18 protein-coding genes and 1 tRNA gene are annotated in these 19,355 nt (G+C 50.3%); 2 read left to right on the top strand and 17 right to left on the bottom strand.

All coding sequences use genetic code 11. The annotated features are described in order from the left end of the window. From QZT18_RS11035 to pta, 3 genes are all read right to left on the bottom strand, one after another. The gene (locus QZT18_RS11035; protein ID WP_294147818.1) at positions 1–525 is read right to left on the bottom strand and encodes a DUF177 domain-containing protein; all 525 of its coding nucleotides are present in this window, start codon (positions 523–525) and stop codon (positions 1–3) included. Positions 526–710: 185 nt separating this feature from the next. Next, complete coding sequence (locus QZT18_RS11030) at positions 711–1,901, bottom strand: acetate/propionate family kinase (protein ID WP_294147816.1); 1,191 nt, start codon at positions 1,899–1,901, stop codon at positions 711–713. Positions 1,902–1,968: 67 nt separating this feature from the next. Then, positions 1,969–2,970 carry a phosphate acetyltransferase gene (gene pta, locus QZT18_RS11025; RefSeq protein WP_294147797.1) on the bottom strand — a complete coding sequence of 334 codons (1,002 nt, stop codon included), beginning with the start codon at positions 2,968–2,970 and terminating at the stop codon, positions 1,969–1,971. A 287-nt stretch (positions 2,971–3,257) separates the two neighbouring features. Here pta and QZT18_RS11020 point away from each other — a divergent pair, with 287 nt between their 5' ends. Beyond that, positions 3,258–4,616: a nucleotidyltransferase family protein gene (locus QZT18_RS11020; protein WP_294147795.1), complete on the top strand. Its 1,359-nt coding sequence runs from the start codon at positions 3,258–3,260 to the stop codon at positions 4,614–4,616. Here QZT18_RS11020 and QZT18_RS23545 read toward each other — a convergent pair. Both QZT18_RS23545 and QZT18_RS11015 read right to left on the bottom strand, forming a co-directional pair. After that, a complete protein-coding gene (locus tag QZT18_RS23545) occupies positions 4,579–4,725 on the bottom strand; it encodes a helix-turn-helix domain-containing protein (protein ID WP_366925858.1) in 147 nt (48 codons plus the stop codon). The genes QZT18_RS11020 and QZT18_RS23545 overlap by 38 nt on opposite strands. A 63-nt stretch (positions 4,726–4,788) precedes the next feature. Continuing rightward, positions 4,789–5,475 carry a cupin domain-containing protein gene (locus tag QZT18_RS11015; RefSeq protein WP_294147793.1) on the bottom strand — a complete coding sequence of 229 codons (687 nt, stop codon included), beginning with the start codon at positions 5,473–5,475 and terminating at the stop codon, positions 4,789–4,791. A 237-nt stretch (positions 5,476–5,712) separates the two neighbouring features. On the opposite strand from QZT18_RS11015, the gene QZT18_RS11010 reads away from it, so the two are divergent. Continuing rightward, a complete protein-coding gene (locus QZT18_RS11010) occupies positions 5,713–6,000 on the top strand; it encodes a hypothetical protein (protein ID WP_294147791.1) in 288 nt (95 codons plus the stop codon). Between the two features lie 395 nt (positions 6,001–6,395). Here QZT18_RS11010 and QZT18_RS11005 read toward each other — a convergent pair whose 3' ends face one another. The 12 genes from QZT18_RS11005 to QZT18_RS10950 all read right to left on the bottom strand — a co-directional run bounded on the left by QZT18_RS11005 (position 6,396) and on the right by QZT18_RS10950 (position 19,142). Then, positions 6,396–7,637 (bottom strand): SAM-dependent methyltransferase, encoded by a 1,242-nt coding sequence (locus QZT18_RS11005; protein WP_294147790.1) that lies wholly within the window; start codon positions 7,635–7,637, stop codon positions 6,396–6,398. Positions 7,638–7,650: 13 nt separating this feature from the next. Continuing rightward, a complete protein-coding gene (locus tag QZT18_RS11000) occupies positions 7,651–9,015 on the bottom strand; it encodes a PFL family protein (RefSeq protein WP_294147782.1) in 1,365 nt (454 codons plus the stop codon). Positions 9,016–9,049: 34 nt separating this feature from the next. Beyond that, a complete protein-coding gene (locus QZT18_RS10995; protein WP_125140515.1) occupies positions 9,050–9,322 on the bottom strand; it encodes an ACT domain-containing protein in 273 nt (90 codons plus the stop codon). Between the two features lie 40 nt (positions 9,323–9,362). Continuing rightward, positions 9,363–10,160 carry an MBL fold metallo-hydrolase gene (locus QZT18_RS10990; RefSeq protein WP_125140516.1) on the bottom strand — a complete coding sequence of 266 codons (798 nt, stop codon included), beginning with the start codon at positions 10,158–10,160 and terminating at the stop codon, positions 9,363–9,365. Positions 10,161–10,165: 5 nt separating this feature from the next. Next, positions 10,166–10,744, bottom strand: coding sequence for a dephospho-CoA kinase (coaE, locus tag QZT18_RS10985; protein WP_294147779.1), 579 nt, complete (start codon positions 10,742–10,744; stop codon positions 10,166–10,168). 30 nt (positions 10,745–10,774) lie between these two features. Then, positions 10,775–13,447: a DNA polymerase I gene (gene polA / locus QZT18_RS10980; RefSeq protein WP_294147777.1), complete on the bottom strand. Its 2,673-nt coding sequence runs from the start codon at positions 13,445–13,447 to the stop codon at positions 10,775–10,777. 78 nt (positions 13,448–13,525) lie between these two features. Next, positions 13,526–13,861 carry an anti-sigma factor gene (locus tag QZT18_RS10975; protein WP_294147775.1) on the bottom strand — a complete coding sequence of 112 codons (336 nt, stop codon included), beginning with the start codon at positions 13,859–13,861 and terminating at the stop codon, positions 13,526–13,528. 228 nt (positions 13,862–14,089) lie between these two features. Then, a complete protein-coding gene (locus QZT18_RS10970; RefSeq protein WP_294147773.1) occupies positions 14,090–15,067 on the bottom strand; it encodes an aldolase catalytic domain-containing protein in 978 nt (325 codons plus the stop codon). Positions 15,068–15,490: 423 nt separating this feature from the next. After that, positions 15,491–15,573 (bottom strand) — tRNA-Leu (locus tag QZT18_RS10965). A 108-nt stretch (positions 15,574–15,681) separates the two neighbouring features. Further along, positions 15,682–16,860, bottom strand: a complete 1,179-nt coding sequence (locus QZT18_RS10960) for a phosphoribosylaminoimidazolecarboxamide formyltransferase (RefSeq protein WP_294147766.1) — start codon at positions 16,858–16,860, stop codon at positions 15,682–15,684. A gap of 54 nt (positions 16,861–16,914) precedes the next feature. Next, positions 16,915–17,628 (bottom strand): IMP cyclohydrolase, encoded by a 714-nt coding sequence (locus QZT18_RS10955; RefSeq protein WP_294147764.1) that lies wholly within the window; start codon positions 17,626–17,628, stop codon positions 16,915–16,917. 374 nt (positions 17,629–18,002) lie between these two features. Then, a complete protein-coding gene (locus tag QZT18_RS10950; RefSeq protein ID WP_294147762.1) occupies positions 18,003–19,142 on the bottom strand; it encodes an SLC13 family permease in 1,140 nt (379 codons plus the stop codon). Positions 19,143–19,355: the final 213 nt, after the last annotated feature.

Genomic DNA, 19,355 nt, shown 5'->3' with positions numbered 1-19,355 from the left:
TTACACCTCCTTAAATTGATTAAAAATCTCCTGGATAACTGACATCCGTGGATCGAGCGACCTAGTGTCACAGGTACAAGTCTCGTGATTGAGATTTGTTCCACATCTATTGCAAATCCCTTTGCAGTCTTCACTGCACAGGACTCTCATAGGCAAGCTCAGTAGCAGTTCGTTACAAACCAACTGGTCTACATCCAGACTATAACCGCTTAAATACGGCTCTTCATCCAAACCATCTTCCTGTTCCTCCCCCTTGCCGAGATCAAACTCCCGATCAAATGTAAGTTCACAGACAAAAGATACAGGCTCAAGGCATCTGGCACAGGGTGCCTCCACGGTAACGGAAAGTTGTCCCGACATCGTGAATTTCTTGCCGCCGATATTCGCTATCTCAAGTTCAAATGGTTCCGCCTTCAAAATCGTATAAACATCGCCGCTGAATTTGATGGAAGCAAGTTCGAATGATACCGTATAAACCTTTCTTTTCCCTTCACAGGTAAAAAGCTCAGATAAATTTATCAGCATACTAATCTCCTAATACGCACTATGATATTATACATAGCGGTTTCTTGTTTGTCAATGCTTATTTTGTATATTATTCCAAATTTTCGACAAATTTTATACCACATCTGCCGTTTTTCCCGAAGCCGGGTTCAGGCAGAACCGCAATTCCTGCAGCTCTGCCTGTCTGGTATTATAAACTGAATCGATTATTTTACAAGGGCCAGAGTCTCTCTTGCGATTGCAAGCTCTTCGTTGGTCGGTACAAGAAGAACTTTAACTTTGGAGTCGTCGGTAGAAATAATTCTCTCCTCGCCTCTTACGTTGTTCCTCTCATCGTCGATTTTAACGCCAAGGTAGCCGAGGTTCGCACACACATTCTTTCTCAGTTCCTTATTGTTCTCGCCGATGCCTGCCGTAAATGCGATGGCATCCACGCCGTTCATAACTGCTGCGTAAGCGCCTACGTATTTGATTACTCTGTAATCGAAGATGTCGAGTGCAAGCTGGGCTTTTGCATTGCCTGATGCAGCGGCATCCTCTAAGTCACGTCCGTCGCTGGAGAGGCATGAAATTCCGAGAAGACCGGATTTCTTGTTCAGCACTTCCATAAGCTCATCGAGGTTCTTGTTCTCTTTCTTGCCGACATACTCTAAGATAGCCGGATCGATGTCGCCGGAACGTGTTCCCATCACAAGGCCCTCAAGTGGAGTAAGTCCCATGCTGGTGTCTACGGATTTGCCGCAGTCAACTGCAGATACGCTGGCTCCGTTGCCAAGGTGGCAAACGATGATCTTCATCTCTTCGTATGGCTTTCCAACAATCTCAGCCGTTCTCTTGGATACATAGCTGTGGGATGTTCCGTGGAAACCGTATCTTCTTACTTTGTAGTTCTCATAGTACTCATAAGGAAGGCCGTAGATAAATGCTTTCTCAGGCATTGTCTGATGGAAAGCTGTGTCGAATACGGCTACCATCGGTACGCCCGGCATCAGTACCTGGCATGCATGGATTCCGATCAGGTTGGCCGGATTGTGTAATGGAGCAAGCTCATTGCACTCTTCGATGGCTTTTAAGGACTCCTCGTTGATGATACAGGAGGAAGTGAACTTCTCACCGCCGTGTACGACACGGTGTCCTACTGCGCCCACTTCGGAAAGGCTCTTGATAACGCCTGTCTTCTCGTTGGTCAGCGCTTTGATGACAGCGTCGATTGCCTCTGTATGGGTCGGCATGGAAACGTCGGACTTCTCCTTCTCTCCGCCTTCCGGCTGATAAGTAAGCTTTCCGTCAATTCCGATTCTCTCGCAAAGGCCTTTTGCCAGAACTTCCTCAGAAGCGGAGTTAATTAACTGGTATTTTAAAGATGAACTGCCACAGTTGATTACTAATATATTCATTTTTTTATCCCTCTCACTTTTCCATAATCTCATTTAAAAATTGCAGAACGATTCCCTGATGCCGGAATTATGACATCTGAGCCTGTACTGCGGTCAGAGCTACTACGCCGACGATATCTTCCGCAGAGCAGCCACGGGATAAGTCGTTAACCGGTCTGGAGATACCCTGAAGCATTGGGCCGTAGGCTTCTGCTTTAGCAAGTCTCTGTACCAGTTTGTATCCGATATTACCACAGTCTAAGTTCGGGAAAATCAGAACGTTGGCATTGCCAGCCACTTCGCTTCCTTTGGCTTTGGACTTGGCAACTTCCGGTACGATAGCCGCATCGAGCTGTAATTCACCGTCCAGGTCAAGCTGAGGATATTTCTCGTGTGCAATCTCGGTAGCCTTGATCACCTTGTCAACGAGAGCATGATGAGCACTGCCCTTTGTGGAGTGTGAAAGCATTGCGATGGTTGGTTTCTCACCTACCAGGGCGCGGAAGCTCTTGGCGCTGGAATCTGCGATGGCAGCCAGTTCCTCAGCCGTCGGATCCTGGTTCAGGCCGCAGTCTGCAAACAGGAAGGTTCCGTTATAACCAAATTCACAATTCGGCACGTCCATGATAAAGAAACCGGAAACAAGCTCTGTGCCCGGCGCTGTCTTTAAAATCTGAAGAGCCGGTCTCAGGGTGTCTGCCGTAGCGTGGCATGCTCCGGCTACCAGGCCGTCCGCATCCTTCTCTTTAACCATCATAACACCGTAGGTGATGTAGTCGTTCTTCAGGAGCTCTTTTGCTTTATCAAGAGTCATTCCTTTATGTTTTCTCAGTTCGAATAAGGTATTTGCATAAGTTTCAAAGTTCGGATCCAGATCCGGGTCTACCACCTTGATTCCTGTAAGATCTACTTCCAACCATCCGGCACCATCCAGGATCTTTTCCTCTTTACCTACCATAATCAGGTCTGCTGTACCCTCCTCTAAAATCTTAGCGGCTGCAATCAGAGTCCTCTTATCTTTACTTTCCGGTAAAACGATGGTCTGCTTGTCCTGTTTTGCTTTCTCTTTCATTAAATCAATAAATGCCATGGTCAAAAAACCCCTTTCATAAGTGTGTGTGTTCTTTATTCTGCTAACATTATATACTACTTGTTTATTGTATACAAGAGATAATTTCCATTTTCGGGTTAATTATTTTTTTAACAGGCTTGTTTCTTTTTTAACCGAAACTTAACCCTTTACGAAATTTCCTTCCTCTTATATAATTGTAACCAAATCAAGCGGCCAATATAAGCCTTATTGCAATCTTAACACACAGCGATTGTAAAATTTGGTTACATGATTCATCAGGAAAACTCAAAAAAGCAGGAAAAAATATGAAAATCGTTGGACTTATCACAGAATATAACCCATTTCACAATGGCCATCTTTACCATATCAGAAAATCAAAGGAGCTGACCGGCGCAGATTACTGTATCGCGCTGATGAGCGGCAGCTATGTACAGCGGGGAGCTCCGGCCATCTACGACAAGTATGTCCGCGCCTCCATGGCCCTGTCGTCGGGCGCCGATCTGGTGCTTGAGATGCCGGTGGCTTTTTCAACAGCCTCCGCCAGGGAATTTGCAACTTACGGCGTCGCCCTGTTCACAGCGCTCGGGGCCGTGGACTCCATCTGCTTCGGCAGCGAGTGCGGCGATATCGCTCCCCTCTCAAGAATTGCCGGCCTGCTGGCAGACGAACCGGAGGAATTCAGCCGGACGCTGAAGGAATGTCTGAAGCAGGGAATGACCTATCCCGAAGCGAGGCATCAGGCGCTCCTCTCCTCCCTGACTCCGGACGAACAGGCCGTTTTAGCCTCCCCGAATAATATCCTCGGGATTGAATACATCAGGGCCGGGATGGCCCTTGGAAGTCCGCTCCGGTTCCATACCATAAGGAGAGAGGGCCAGGCCTATCACGATACTGCGGTTCTGAGCGGGATTGGAAATCCGGACCGTTGTCTGGCCTCCGCCTCGGCGATCCGGCGGATTGTCGCCTCCGGACAGAATCCGCCGGGCCCGTCCGCCTCACAGGACTTACCGGCCTCGCTGGACTTACCTGGCTCTCTGGACTTCCCCGGCTCTCTGGGCTTACCGGACTCACCGGAAACCGTGACAACAGATTCGCTCTCTTCCATGGTTCCCGCCTGCGTCCATCGGATGATAAGCCGGGAACAGCCCGTTTTCAGCGATGATTTTTCTTCTATATTAAACTACCGGATCCTGAAGGGAGACTGGACCGGTATCGCCGATTTGACACCGGAACTGGACGCGCGCATCAGGAAAAGCGCGCTTTCCCCCGTATCCTTTGAGGAACGGATCCAGGAGCTGAAAACCAGGCAATTAACTTACACCAGGGTCAGCCGCGCCCTCCTGCACCTTATCCTGAATCTGCATGAATCCGATGTCGGTCTCTACAAGGAAAACGGATATGCCCCGTACGCCAGGGTACTGGGTTTCAGAAAGGACTCTCTTCCTCTCTTAAGCGCCCTCAAACGCTCCTCTGTTGTCCCACTCATTACCAAACTGGCCGATGCCGGTAAGCTTCTGGACGGTACGGCTCTCTCCATGCTCGGGCAGGAAATTGAGGCGGCCCATATTTATCAGATGATCCGCGCATCAAAGGGCGGAACCTTTCGAAATGAATATACGCAGGGCGTTATTGTCTGCGGTACCGGGTCGGAGTGCAGCCCATAAACCGCTTGAATATCATTGTAAAATAACTGGGGCTGTCAAAACCGGTCCGGTTCCCCACCTCGGTGACCGACAGCCCCGTCTCTTTCAGAAGCGCGGCCGCGGCCGTCACCCTGTATTTGAGAAGATACTGGATCGGCGGAATGCCTAATGACTTTTTAAAACACCTGAGGCACTACCGCTCGCCGATACTGGCGGACTCCGCTATGTCCCGCAGCTCCAGATTTTCTTTAAAATGTTCCTGTATATAGCTTATCATCGTCTTGATTCTGGCCGCCTCAAGGCTCTCCTTCACAGGCTCTCTCATAAGTCCGTTTTCCATATGAGTGACCATCAGGTACCACATATGGGAAAGCTGTTCCCTGACGGGAAATTCAAATCCGAATCCCCCCTTTTCATACGCCTGGTATGCTTTCAGGATACACCCAGCCGCCTCTTCCCGCCATCCTCCGTCTTTCTTTAAATACACGCCCGGTATCTCACGCCGTGACGTAAATGGCCTCACATACCGCCGGCCCAGCACACTCTCCGCAGAGCCGGAGATCAGGCTTTCATGAAAGACAAAAGAATTATACCTGCACTCCCCTTCCATGGCCGCTCTTCCCGAGTGGAGCGCCCCTGAATTAATCAGGAGCCCCTCCCCCTTCTCCAGCGTAAAACTGCCGCTGTCCACGCCGACGCGCATCCGGCCATTCAGAATATACACCGCTTCCAGCTCCTCATGCCAGTGCCAGGGAATTTCACCCGATATGTAATTTCTCACATTCCCCGTATACGCCTCACAGGGAAACATGGGCGTCCCCCGTATCTCAAGTTCCTTCCTGTCTTTTGTAAGATTTAAACTCGTTTTCTGCTGTTCCATCCCGTCCCTCTCCTCCATGCCTGAATCCGCCATCCGCTATATAGTCGTTTTTATTATATTATATGTCTTTTTATTTATTGTTTCAACACAAATCAGGCGTTATTATTATATTACAAAGAGACGTCGGACGGCGAAAGCCAATCACCGGGGATACGCTCCGGCGGCGTTTGCAGATGAACAATAAATGCAGGAAAGCTCCTGCAGAAATAGACCATTCACCCCAAAGGAGGAACCCTTATGATTACACTTTATAACCTGGCCAATGCCGATCAGTTTTTCCGCATCGTGGATACCTGCGAAAGCCCTGTCTTTATCAGGACGCAGAGCGGCAGCACCGGAGATATCCGCGGCAACCATGTCATACATTCCCTGCTTCTGGACAGTTCAGGCGGAAAATATATCTCCCGCCTGACTCTTCAGACCGACTCTCCCCAAGATCTACAGACCCTCATGCACTTCGCCATGCAGGAACATGCCAAAAAGGAACCTATTAAAACAGAGCATACAAAAGAACGCGCCTCATAAAGGCGCGTTCGGAGTGTCGACAAAGTCGCCACTCTGTAGAATTCATGGCATGCGCCATAAATTCTAGTCACTGAAGGAAGAACTGCCGATTTCCTCGCGCAAGGGCCAAAGCCCCTAGAAATCGGCAGTTCAGCACTACGGCGGAACTGAATTCCGCCTGCATGATTTGAAATGAGGGTTACACCCTCAAACTCCTGATGCTAGGAAAATATAGTTTGTCGATAAGCCAAGAACGCGCCTCATAAAGGCGCGTCCCGTCAGTTTACTATGCTTAACCGCTTGCTGGTTTACAGCTTACTGCAATTTGCTTCTTACTATCATTACTTTTTACTGTACTTTACTTTTTACTGTACTTTACTTTTTACCGTACTTTACTTCTTACTGCAATCTGCTTCTCACTGTCCTTTATTCTGAACTTCATCCTCTTCTCCGCACTCTTCCTTTAACAGCCGGTAGAGAGTCGGTTCCACATGCAGTTCCTCCATCATCCTCTGCAGTTTTCCATCGTCTTTTTTCGGTTTTCCCTGTTTCACCGCGCGGATCATGATATTCTTCGGGGTGTGCTCCATATCGATAAATTCCAGTATCTGCGTCCTGTATCCGGCCTGTTCCAAAAGGCCCGCGCGGATCCCGTCGGTGAGAAGCGCCGACATTCTCTCCTTTATCAGCCCGTATTCCAGAACCGGAGAAAGCAGTTCATTGCCAATCTGCTTATTCAGCTCATGCTGGCAGCACGGTACGGAGAGAATCACGTCCGCTCCCCAGCGGACCGCTTTGGCCATCGCATAGTCCGTAGCCGTATCGCAGGCGTGAAGCGTCACTACCATATCGACATGTGATACACCCTCATAGCCCGCAATGTCGCCGTGGTAAAAATGAAGGCCGTCAAACCCGAACTTTTCACTGAGTTTGTTGCAGAGCGCAATCACGTCTTTCTTCAAATCGAGGCCCACCACCTGAATCGGATATCCCTTCAGCTCCTTCAGATAATAATACATGGCAAAGGTCAGATAAGACTTGCCGCAGCCGAAGTCGATAATCGTATTGGTCCTGTTCTTATCAAGCCTCGGAAGAATATCCTCGATGAACTCCAGAAACCGGTTTATCTGGCGGAATTTATCGTATCTGGACTTTACCACCCTGCCCTCTGGCGTCATGACCCCCAGCTCCGCCAGAAACGGAACGGGCACTCCCTCCTGCAGGACGTAATTCTTCTTTCTGTTGTGGCCGGACAGACGCTCCGCCAGCTCCTCCGGGATCACAGTTCCCTGAACTTCCGGGGCGTTTCTTTGGCCGGGAGCCATCTTCATCTTCTTTTTGACGGTGACCGTTCCCTTCTTTCCCACCAGAATATTCATCGTACCGAGACGTGAAACCGCCTCCGCATTCCGGTAAAGTTCCTCCAGCTGCTTCTGCAGGTAGGCCGCCGCCTCATCCCTGTCCATGTTTTTCTGGAATGCCTGCTTTTCCGTAAATTCTTCCACCTGAAATTTGAGCGCCCCCTTGAGTATCAGGGGACGCACCGTCATTTTGATATAGTGTTCACGGCTGCGGGGATTGCTGAAAATCATGCGTTCCAGCTCCCCGTTTAAGAAGCAGTCCAGTGCTTCTGCCAGTTCTTCTTTCTTATCTGTCATCTTTTCCATCTTCTTAGTTTTTAAAGCTGTGGACAGGCGCGGGAATCCGGCCCGTCCTGCTGATAAATGCGTCGCAGGAGAATTTATTGACCGGAATGATCGGGGCATATCCCAGGAGGCCTCCGAACTCGGCCGTGTCGCCCACGGTCTTTCCGATTACCGGAATCAGACGGACCGCCGTTGTCTTCTGGTTGATCATTCCGATTGCCGCCTCATCGGCGATAATTCCTGAAATGGTGGATGGCTTTGTATCTCCCGGAATCGCAATCATATCGAGTCCGACGGAGCATACACATGTCATTGCCTCCAGTTTTTCAAGAGTGAGCGCTCCCTCCGAAACCGCGTCGATCATACCCTGATCCTCGCTGACCGGAATAAATGCGCCGCTCAATCCGCCTACATAAGAGGAAGCCATGATGCCGCCCTTTTTCACCTGATCGTTGAGCATAGCCAGGGCCGCCGTGGTTCCGGGAGCTCCGGTGCGCTCCAGGCCGATCTCCTCCAGGATCTCGGCTACGCTGTCTCCGACAGCCGGAGTCGGCGCAAGGGAAAGGTCAATGATGCCGAAGGGCACGCCAAGACGCCTGGAAGCTTCCTGTGCCACCAACTGGCCGACACGCGTGATTTTAAACGCCGTCTTCTTAATTGTCTGGCAGAGAACTTCAAAGTTCTCTCCCCGCACTTTTTCGAGGGCGGTTTTTACAACACCCGGGCCGCTGACGCCGACGTTGATAATCGCGTCCGCCTCCGTTACGCCGTGGAAAGCTCCGGCCATGAATGGGTTGTCATCCGGCGCGTTGCAGAACACAACGAGCTTTGCGCAGCCCAGCGAGTCCTTATCCTTGGTCGCTTCTGCCGTAGCCACGATAATCTCGCCCATCAGTCTTACCGCGTCCATATTGAGGCCCGTTTTTGTGGAACCGACATTAATGGAGCTGCAGACACGGTCGGTGACTGCAAGGGCCTGCGGTATCGAGCGGATCAGCCGCTCCTCCGCAGGTGTCATGCCCTTGGATACAAGAGCCGAATATCCGCCGATAAAGTTGACGCCGACCTCTTTGGCCGCCTTATCGAGCGTCTTTGCAATCTCCACAAAATCATCGGAGGTTTGGCAGGCGGCTCCTCCCACCAGGGCGATCGGGGTGATGGAAATCCTCTTGTTGACGATGGGAACACCGAATTCCCTTCCGATGGCGTCTCCGGTTGAAACGAGATCCTTTGCATAGGTCGTGATCTTGTTGTAAATCTTCTCATTCAGCTTTGCCAGATCACTGTCCACACAGTCCAGAAGGCTGATGCCCATGGTGATGGTGCGCACATCCAGCTTCTCGTGGGCAATCATGTTATTGGTTTCTAATACTTCGAACATATTTATCATGTGTCTGTTTCCGTCCTTTCTCCGGCCTCTGTCATCAGATGCGGTGCATACTGGTAAAGATCTCTTCTCTCTGGCAGCGGATCGTAACGCCGATCTCCTCGCCTACCTTCTCCAGTTCCTTTGCCATGTCATCAAATGACTTCGGGGACTTGGAAATATCCACGATCATCATCATGTTAAAATATTCCTGCAGGATAGTCTGTGTGATGTCCAGAATGTTCATCCCGTTTTCTGCCAGATAATTACAGGTTTTGGCAACGATACCGACTCTGTCCTTTCCAACGATAGTGATAATAATTTTGCTCATAGCGGTTCCTCCTCTTTTCTGTCTGTATGTGATACTGAATCTATATTGTAACAATGGGGGACATATCGTCACGCTTTGCTACCGTTATTGGGAAGTCAGATGCCGTATACGGCGAATCTCCCTGGCTGATTTCCAGACGCACCGTCTCGTATGCCAGTTCTTCATAATTATTCTCCTTGCTCAGATGCCCAAGGAAAATATGTTTTAAATTGTCATGAAGGATGCAGTTTAAAAGACGTCCCGCATTCTCATTGGAAAGATGGCCGTAATCTCCCAGGATACGCCGTTTCAGGTAATATGGGTACGGTCCCGCCTCCAGCATCTTCACATCGTGGTTGGATTCTAAAAGTATCGCATCCAGCCCCTGCAGTCGGTCGATTATGTACTGGGAATAATGCCCCATATCGGTTGCCACAGCCACCGATTTGCGGTTGTTCTGCACCCGGTAGGCCACGGGGTTCGCCGCATCGTGATCAATGCGGAACGGCTTTATCTCCAAATCCCCGATGCGAAAATCCACATCGTGGCAGATGGGGTGGAAAAGCTCCCTTGGATAGTCACCCAGGCTTTTCACATTGCCGATTTCCTCCAGCGTCTCTTTTGTGCTGTAAATCGGCGTTCCGTACTTTCTTGCCAGGACTCCCAGTCCCTTTATATGGTCCGAATGTTCATGGGTAATCAGGATTCCGTCCAGGTCACCCCCGGACACCCCGATTTCGTTTAATCCTTTTTCAATTCTCCTGTTGCTGATTCCGGCGTCTATCAGAATATGGGTCTCATCACTGCCCACATAAATACAGTTTCCACTGCTGCCGCTCGCTATACTTACCATCCGCATCTGTATTATTCCTCTTTCAATAAGTTTTCTATCTGAATACGTATTTCTTCCACGGTTCCGTTGTTGTCAAGCTCATGATCCGCCTGGGCCCTGTATTCATCCTCCGTTACCTGGTTTGCCATAATCTCCAGGCACTTTTCCTTTGAATAGCCCCGGCTTTCCATGAGTCTTTTGACCCGGTTCTCCCGATTTGTAAAAACATACCAGATCTCGTCAAACATGTGATTGTGCTCCTCATCAAAGAGGGCGGCTTCCACCACCACAATCTCCTTATCGGAGTGGGCGATGGCATGTTCGATCTCACTCCATGCCATCGGATGGATAATGGAATTCATCTTTTCAATGGATTCCCTGTCTTTAAATATCAGCTCAGCCATCTTCTGCCTGTCAATACTGCCGTCGGCATTCAGAAACGAATTTCCAAAGACGGCAAGCACCCGGTTATATCCCTTTTTCCCCGGCTCCATAAGCTGGTGTGCCACCTTGTCCGCTATAATGACATCGGCTCCGAATTCCTCCTGCAGTATCCGGAGCACCTCACTCTTTCCAGAGCCTACGCCTCCGGTGATGCTGATGACCTTCATACTCTTCCTCCACATTCCATATCTTTTATGCTATTTTGTCTCAAACCAGGAATGCCCCGTCTTCATGTCTATTTCAAGCTCCACCTTTAAGTGGGCCGCGTTCTTCATCTCTTCTTCCAGGATCTTCTGGACCGTTTCCAGTTCCTGCGTCCATGTCTCGATCAGAAGCTCATCGTGCACCTGAAGTACCAGCCTGGAACGCAGATTTTCTTTTCTCAGCCTGCCGTCCACCCGGATCATCGCGATCTTGATGATATCGGCCGCCGTGCCCTGGATCGGGGAATTCATCGCCACACGCTCACCGAAGGAACGCTGCATGAAGTTTGCCGATTTGAGTTCCGGAATGGGGCGTCTTCTGCCGAACATCGTCTCCACATATCCCTGCTCTTTTCCAAGCTCCACCAGATGGTCGAGGAATTTCTTCACATCCGGGTAAGTCTCAAAATACCTGCTGATATACTCAAGCGCTTCCTTCCTGGAAATACTGAGATCCTCGCTTAAGCCAAAGGCGCTGATTCCATATACGATACCGAAGTTGACCGCTTTGGCGTTGCGCCTCTGAAGCGCCGTCACCTCGTTAAGCGGCACGTGGAATACCTCCGAGGCCGTGATGGCATGGATGTCTTCCGCTTTTTTATAAGCCTCAATCAGACGCTCGTCCCCCGACATATGGGCCAGCACTCTCAGCTCGATCTGGGAGTAGTCGGCATCCAGGAGCACACACCCCTCCTGCGGAACGAATACCTTCCTGATTTCCCTTCCCAGCTCCATACGGACCGGGATATTCTGAAGGTTCGGCTCCGTGCTGCTGATGCGGCCGGTGGCGGTAATCGTCTGGTTAAAGGTGCCGTGTATCCGGCCGTCATCCCGGATGAAAGCGGCAAGGCCGTCGGCATAGGTGGATTTTAGCTTTGTAAGCTGCCTGTAATCCAGTATCTTTCTGACTACGGGATATTCCGGCGCCAGCTTTTCAAGGACATCGGCCGCAGTGGAATAACCGGTCTTCGTCTTCTTTCCGCCCGGCATCTTCATCCGGTCAAAGAGAATTTCTCCCAGTTGTTTCGGGGAATTGATATTAAACTCCGTTTCCGTATCCCGGTAAATCTCCTGCTCCAGCGTGCCGATCTGCTCTCCCAGTCTCTCGCCGTAATCGTGGAGTTCCTCCCTGCGCACGCAGATTCCCTCCTCCTCCATATGGTAGAGGCTGTAGATAACGGGCATCTCTATATCGAAAAACAGCTTGCGCATGCCGGCGGCTTCCAGTTTCTTTACGAGAACCTCTTTCGCCTTCCATGCCACGTACGCCATGTAGCAGATGCAGGTCTGCGCCTTATCAGGCATCATGTCAAATGCCGCCGTAAATGATGTCTTGCCCATGAGATCGGCTCTGGAGGGAACCGTCATATCCAGATAATCCCTGGCCAGATCGTCGTAATCATACGTATCCTTCAGCGGATTCAGCAGATATCCCGCCACACCGGCGTCAAACATGGATTCACCGCCGTTCTCATTGCCGGTTCCGTCCACAACCCGTCTGTCTCTCCCTTTTAAATAAGGAAGCTGGGGTTTTAAGTCGAGTACGCTGACCGAAGCCATCTCCGTACAGAGGCCTTCCATCTTGTCGGCAAGGTACTCTCCCGTTATAAAACCGGCCGCCGGGATACTGTATATCCGTTCCTCCCCATAGCAGAGCGCCAGGGCGGCAACGTCACCGTTTTCTATAATAAGCTGCATGCCGGCCGACGGTTTTCCCGCCGCCTCTTTAAAAATCTTCTCCGCCTCCGAAAGCTCCGTAACGGTCTTAAAATGTTCCTCCACCTTGGACGTGGAAAAAACACCGGCGTCAAACTTCTGGAGAATCGATTTGAATTCCAGCTGCTTCATATACTGATATGCTTCCGGTGTATATAAATTGGTTATTTCCGAATCTTCCAGTGAAAATTCAATATCGCAGTCAATGCAGATGGTGGCAAGCTCTTTGCTCATCTGAGCCATATCGTAGTGCTCCCTCAGCGCTTTCTGGGCCCTCGGAGGTTTCACCTCGTCAATGTTCTCATATGCCTTCTCGATGGAACCGTAATTCACAATCAGGCTGGTCGCCGTCTTCTCACCGATGGACGGCACACCAGGAATGTTGTCCGAAGCATCGCCCATCAGGGCTTTTACGTCGATAAACTCCGTCGGCGTCACCTGATACTCCGCCTTCACATCGTCCGGATAATAGTCCTTAATCTCCGTTGTTCCCCTGGAAGTCCTCGGCATGCGGATTTTGATTTTCTCATCGGCAAGCTGAAGAAGATCCCGGTCTCCCGATACGACGGAAACCTCCACGCCCTGAGCGGCGCAGCGCTTTGCTATCGTTCCGAGAATATCGTCCGCCTCATAACCGGGACGGGTCAGAATCGGAATTCCCATTGAAGACAGCACTTCCTTCATCACGGGAACCTGTTCGTGCAGTTCCTCCGGCATCGGTTTCCTCGTTCCCTTATATGCCTCATACATCTTATGGCGGAACGTAGGCTCCTTAAGGTCAAATGCAACCGCAATATGATCGGCCTTTTCGTCCTCAATGACGCGGAACATAATGTTGAGGAAACCGTATACCGCATTGGTATGCAGTCCCTTGGAATTGGTCAGTTCCGGCACACCGTAAAAAGCCCGGTTCAGTATGCTGTGGCCGTCTATTAATACTAATTTGCTCATTTCATTGTCTCCTGTCCTGTTACTGCTTGCAGCGCTGTTTTTACAGGGCCGTCAAACGGTAACCCTGTTCTGTCGTTTTTAATAAAGCCAGATTCGAAACTGGAGGAGTACCGTCACAATCACCGCCATGACGCACAGTGTATTGACCGCATAGCGAAGTGTCCGGAATGCCCACATTCTCTGCACCCTGGCATAGGATTCCTGGATTCTGCGTTCAAGGGCTCCTGCAATGTCAAAGGTTCCGTCTCCTTTATCGAGCTGCTTCAGGCCGACATCCACCATAAAGTAGATCTCAAGCTCTTCCTGGCAGTTCCTGCAGGATTCAATATGCGCTAAAAACTCTTCCATCTCGTCGCCGGTCAGCTTATCATTAATATACGGCGTCACCAGATGCTCCGCTTCCTGACAAGTCACTGCCTCACCTCCATTTTAACGGCAGAGCATAACCCTTTCAAGGCCTGCTCTGCCCATTTTCGTATATCATACAATATTATACCCGATTTTTCAAGAGATTGAACAGGAATATGCTGTGTTTATGTTACCGGGTGTTACTGTTCACAGGTAATGTCCCGCGAGGCGTTTTCGCGCGTATCTTGCGTAAAAATCCCGAATTACACGGCGCGAAACGGCGTTTTTTGCCGTTTATGCGCCCATTAACTGACGGAACAGCCCGGAATATTCCGTTTTATGGTTCTCCACAAACTCGATGGCTTTGGAAGGATGCTTGCTTCCCTGCCCGGTCAGAAGGTAGGGAATGTCATATCCCCAGAGCACTCCGGCCTGTTTCAGGGGCAGCACCTGCTCTTCTATAAATTCAATAATCGGCAATTCATTGTACCGCTCCAATGCCCTCATATATCCCAGAAGCTGTTCCGTCGAACAGTTCCCGGCACCTCTTCCCATCCCGTTTACCGTCACATCCAGAAGGGACGCTCCGTTTCTCATCGCCTCGATGGTATTGGCAAAGGCAAGCTGCTGGTTGTTGTGCGCATGGATCCCGACTCTGCGTACCGCATCTTCTGCTCCGCCGTCTTCTCTTCCATTGTCGCGCTTTCCGGCCATTTCAATGTAACGCCTTGTCAGCCTGCCAATCTCTTCCGGGTAAAAGGAACCGTAGCTGTCCACCAGGTAAACGGCGTCGGCCCTGCTGCCCCTCACTCTCTCAAGGGCCTCCTCTATCTCCGCCTCGGTGTTATTCGAAACCGCCATAATATTAATCGCCGTCTCATAGCCGCAGCCCCGGCAGTATTCCGCCATATCGAGCGCCTCATCCATCTTATCCGCATAAGTGGCAATCCTTATCATATCGATTACACTGTCCTCCTTTTTCAGGATGTCTTTCCTGTAATCGGTCCTTCCCACATCGGCCATAACGGAAATCTTCATGGAAGTTTTATTATCCCCGACGATGGCCCTGATATCCTCTTCACGGCAGAATTTCCATTTGCCGAATTCTCTTCGGTCAAACAGCGCTTCAGAAGCTTTATATCCGAATTCCATATAGTCGATACCGGCCAGAAGATTCGCCCGGTACAGCCCGCGTACAAAGTCGTCCGTAAAATAAAAACGGTTAACCAGTCCTCCATCTCTTAATGTGCAATCCAAAATTTTCTGCTCCATGATTCGTCTCCTTTCTGTCCGTCTTTTGCGGCATATTACATCTTCGCGCGAGTGCGCTTCCTGCCCGGAGGGCTTTTTATATCATAGGAAAATGTTCCTGATGATACAAAAAGAGCCGATCCCTGCACATGCAGACATCGGCTCATCATTTTCTGTTCAGTGTGTGGCTACTGATCGCTTCTGACTATACTCGAATGCTCATGCACAGCAAAAAAACCGGTACAAAATAAAAGTACCAGTAGCCATAAAATGTATATCCTGTTGAATTTACACATGTAAGGCGGTCTGCTGTCATAATGAACACTCCTGTCAAATAGTTAGTTGCATTATAGTGTATCGAATTTCATTTGTCAACGTAAAAAAATAAAAAGAAAAACCCCGGAACCTTATAAAAAAGATTCCGGGGCTGCCCCTGCCAAGGAGTGCCGGCCACGGGACTTGAACCCGTACGGTGTTGCCACCAATGGATTTTGAGTCCACCTCGTCTGCCATTCCGACAGGCCGGCTACGCTGTCAGCGAATATTATATTACCAAAATTGTGAGAAAAATGCAACTACTTTTTATCCGCTTTCAGCTTTTTCTTTCCTCTATAGGCAATTACATTTCCGGCTGCCTAGTGGTGGAACAGGCGGATTCCCGTGAATGCCATCACGATTCCGTATTTATTACATACTTCTATCACATTGTCGTCGCGCACGGAGCCGCCCGGCTGTGCGATATAGTTAACGCCGCTCTTATGGGCGCGCTCGATATTGTCGCCAAATGGGAAGAATGCATCGGAACCAAGGGTTACGCCGCTCATCTGATCAAGCCAGGCTCTTTTCTCCTCACGTGTGAATACGGGCGGCTTCACCTTAAATGTATTCTGCCATGCGCCTTCCGCCAGGACATCCATATACTCGTCCCCAATGTACACGTCGATGGCATTGTCCCTGTCGGCCCTTCGGATGCCGTCCACAAACTTAAGGTTCAGCACCTGTGGCGCCTGTCTTAAGAACCAGTTGTCCGCCTTCTGGCCGGCCAGCCTCGTGCAGTGTACCCTGGACTGCTGTCCCGCGCCCACGCCGATTGCCTGTCCGTCCTTCACGTAGCAGACGGAGTTGGACTGTGTGTATTTGAGTGTGATCAGTGAAACAATCATATCAATTTTAGCCGAATCAGGAAGTTCTTTTTTCTCCGTCACAATATTGGAAAGAAGTTCCCTGTCAATCTTAAGCTCATTTCTTCCCTGCTCAAACGTAATTCCATATACCTGTTTTTTCTCCACAGGCGCCGGAACATAGTCCGGATCGATTTGGAGCACATTATAATTTCCGTTCTTCTTGGCCTTCAGAATTTCCAGGGCTTCATCCGTAAATCCCGGTGCAATGACACCGTCGGAAACCTCGCGTTTGATCAGGCGGGCCGTGTCTGCGTCACAGACATCGGACAGGGAGACAAAATCCCCAAAGGAGGACATACGATCCGCTCCCCTGGCCCTTGCATAGGCACAGGCGATCGGTGACAGCTCTCCCATATCATCCACCCAGTAAATCTTTCTCATGGTCTCATCGAGAGGCAGTCCCACCGCCGCGCCGGCCGGTGATACATGTTTAAAGGATGCCGCCGCCGGAAGTCCCGTGGCCTGTCTAAGCTCCTTCACAAGCTGCCAGCCGTTGAATGCATCGAGAAAATTGATATATCCCGGGCGGCCGCTCAGCACCTGAATCGGCAGTTCACTCCCGTCCTCCACATAGATTCTGGACGGCTTCTGGTTCGGGTTGCAGCCGTATTTTAACTCCAGTTCTTTCATTAAAACTTCCTCCTTTGTATTAAACGTTACAGTAAAATGAACTGCAGCGGTGTCTTACTGATTCTTATTCATGATCTTCGAGCTAGTCTTTCTTGTTTCAATATCAATATAACGTACAAAAAGAGAAACCTTGTTATCCGGATTTAAGTTCTCCCACAGAAGATCCGCGAACTCGTCCATATCGTCGGGAATGGAAATTCTCTTCGGCTCTCCCTCGAAGCTTGGAAGCGGATTGCCGTCCTGCATATAGGTGTGGATAAAGTGGCCCTCTCCCGGTATCGGATTCTGGTATGCATAGGTAAAACGCAGGCAGGAATCCGGCCTTCCGTTGTCACTCTTTAAGATGGACATGGCATAGTTGTAACCACTGTCCTCAATATGCATGATACCCGAAATACGCGGTGTATAGTTCGGTGCGTCCGGCTCAAAATCACGGCAGCGGAGTGACTGCTCGAATGTGAGCTGGATGTCCATCCCGTCGTAAATCGTATCGGTCTGATCGCCGTTTGTGACGATTGTCTTATTGCCCAGCACTCTGACCGGCGCATAAATGATCAGGCTCGGATCGGTAAGTTTGGATGGATCGAATGCCTGTGTGCGGATTCCGTCTCCGTCCTCCACAAAGACACGGTTTCTGCTGTTCTCGCTTCTTCCCATGATAAAATAGGCTGTCACGGCTTTTGTGCCGTCCGCCGATCTGCCGATAATGATTCCTCGCCCGGGGTAAGAATTGTTCTTCAGTTCCTCTGCAATAGATAACATTTTCATAGTATGGACCTCCTGATTGCGCTCTTTTGATATCCTGGATTTTATCTCATTCTGCTGCGGCAAGTACCCGTATGACCTGCACACGGCCCGCCGCCGTCAATGAAAAGTACGCTGTGCGGACTTTATCACCGTAATTTTAAATAAAGTAACCTGATTTTATTATATACCATTTTCCTCATTCTTTACCAGTTAGTTTTATTGATTTTTTCTTAGAAGCTGAACTTATAATAGTTTATTGTTTATTTTATTGTTCTTATAACAGTTTTCCACTCAATCCCGCCGGCCTTAGAACCGGCTCCGGGCACTTTCCTATGATACAAAAAAATGGGCAGGCCGTCAATCTCCTGATTCATGGCCTGCACCGCACTTCCTTTTTAAAAAATCATAACTCCTATAAACCCGCATATCAGAAGCGGGATATTATACACGATAAACGTCGGCACACAGGTGTCCCAGATGTGGTCGTGCTGGCCGTCCGCGTTCACCCCCGCCGTAGGCCCCAGCGTCGTATCGGAGGCCGGTGAGCCTGCATCACCCAAAACGGCTGCGGCTGAAATCAGGACAACGGTCGCAGCCGGGCTGAATCCAAGCTGCGCGCACAGCGGAACATAAAGTACGGCCAGGATCGGCACCGTCCCGAATGAAGTTCCGATTCCCATGTCGATCAAAAGGCCGATGAGGAGCATAACCGCGGCTGAAAAAGCCTTATTCCCTCCGAGGATCGCCAGTGCGGAGGTGACGAGCGTATCCACCGCCCCGCTCTCCTTGACAACGCCCGCATATCCGGCAGCCACGAGCAGAGCCACTGCCACAACGCCCATCAGGCGGATTCCTTCATCCACCACCTGATCGACATCCTTTAACGGCACGGCTCCTCCGACAATCATCACGATCAGTCCGGCCACAGCGCCGAACGGCATGGAATTATACATCAGCTGGCCGACCACCGTTGCCGCGATTGCAAGCAGGGAAACAAACTGCGGACGGGTGATTTTACTGCGGACGCCCTGCCCTGTGCCGCCTCCCTTCGTACTGTTGACCGCCATGCTCTCAACGGCAATATCCTGATACTCCCTTTTTTTCGAAAAGAAGAGAAGCGACAGAATCATTCCGGCCACCATTCCAATCGCCAGGATCCAGTTGCTGTGCCACACCTGGAAGGTATCGACCGGCATTCCGTTATCCGTCATATTGGATGCCACAATGTTACGGAAAATCAGGCCGTATCCGATTGGCAGCGTAGCGTAGGGAGTCACAAGGCCAAAGGCAAGCGCACAGGCCGCGGCCCGGCGGTCCAACTTCATCTCGTTCATCAGAGACAGCATCGTCGGAACGAGGATTGGTATAAATGCGATATGTATCGGAATCAGCGTACCGGATATACAGGCACAGACCGCCAGCATCGCAAGAAGCACATAACGCCTTCCCTTTATGATGCCGGCCAGCTTCTTTGCCAGGATATCGGCAATGCCGACACGGGCCAGTCCGGCTGCGAATGCAAAGACATAAAACACACAGTGCGATTACGGATACCGTAATCGGGTTACTTAATACTTCCCACATAAAAAGCTCCTCCTTAAATTAAAATTCAGTTGAGGAAAGAGAACGCCGCCGGTTACGGTCGGGGTTCAGGATGGTGAGGGGAGGGTTATGAGTCTTCAGTCCCTGGCGCTAGGTTGTCGCGGGTGGGGAATCCGGGCAGAAAAAGTTCCTGCGGGAAACGCTTG

This window comes from uncultured Clostridium sp. (assembly GCF_900547735.1).
In the GTDB taxonomy this organism is placed as follows: domain Bacteria; phylum Bacillota; class Clostridia; order Lachnospirales; family Lachnospiraceae; genus Otoolea.
This window is presented reverse-complemented; position numbering and strand designations above follow the sequence as displayed.

Coding starts and splice junctions, on each gene's coding strand:
- QZT18_RS11035 (WP_294147818.1), bottom strand. CDS start 525: ATGCTGATAAATTTATCTGAGCTTTTTACCTGTGAAGGGAAAAGAAAG.
- QZT18_RS11030 (WP_294147816.1), bottom strand. CDS start 1,901: ATGAATATATTAGTAATCAACTGTGGCAGTTCATCTTTAAAATACCAG.
- pta (WP_294147797.1), bottom strand. CDS start 2,970: ATGGCATTTATTGATTTAATGAAAGAGAAAGCAAAACAGGACAAGCAG.
- QZT18_RS11020 (WP_294147795.1), top strand. CDS start 3,258: ATGAAAATCGTTGGACTTATCACAGAATATAACCCATTTCACAATGGC.
- QZT18_RS11015 (WP_294147793.1), bottom strand. CDS start 5,475: ATGGAACAGCAGAAAACGAGTTTAAATCTTACAAAAGACAGGAAGGAA.
- QZT18_RS11010 (WP_294147791.1), top strand. CDS start 5,713: ATGATTACACTTTATAACCTGGCCAATGCCGATCAGTTTTTCCGCATC.
- QZT18_RS11005 (WP_294147790.1), bottom strand. CDS start 7,637: ATGACAGATAAGAAAGAAGAACTGGCAGAAGCACTGGACTGCTTCTTA.
- QZT18_RS11000 (WP_294147782.1), bottom strand. CDS start 9,015: ATGATAAATATGTTCGAAGTATTAGAAACCAATAACATGATTGCCCAC.
- QZT18_RS10995 (WP_125140515.1), bottom strand. CDS start 9,322: ATGAGCAAAATTATTATCACTATCGTTGGAAAGGACAGAGTCGGTATC.
- QZT18_RS10990 (WP_125140516.1), bottom strand. CDS start 10,160: ATGCGGATGGTAAGTATAGCGAGCGGCAGCAGTGGAAACTGTATTTAT.
- coaE (WP_294147779.1), bottom strand. CDS start 10,744: ATGAAGGTCATCAGCATCACCGGAGGCGTAGGCTCTGGAAAGAGTGAG.
- polA (WP_294147777.1), bottom strand. CDS start 13,447: ATGAGCAAATTAGTATTAATAGACGGCCACAGCATACTGAACCGGGCT.
- QZT18_RS10970 (WP_294147773.1), bottom strand. CDS start 15,067: ATGGAGCAGAAAATTTTGGATTGCACATTAAGAGATGGAGGACTGGTT.
- QZT18_RS10960 (WP_294147766.1), bottom strand. CDS start 16,860: ATGAAAGAACTGGAGTTAAAATACGGCTGCAACCCGAACCAGAAGCCG.
- QZT18_RS10955 (WP_294147764.1), bottom strand. CDS start 17,628: ATGAAAATGTTATCTATTGCAGAGGAACTGAAGAACAATTCTTACCCC.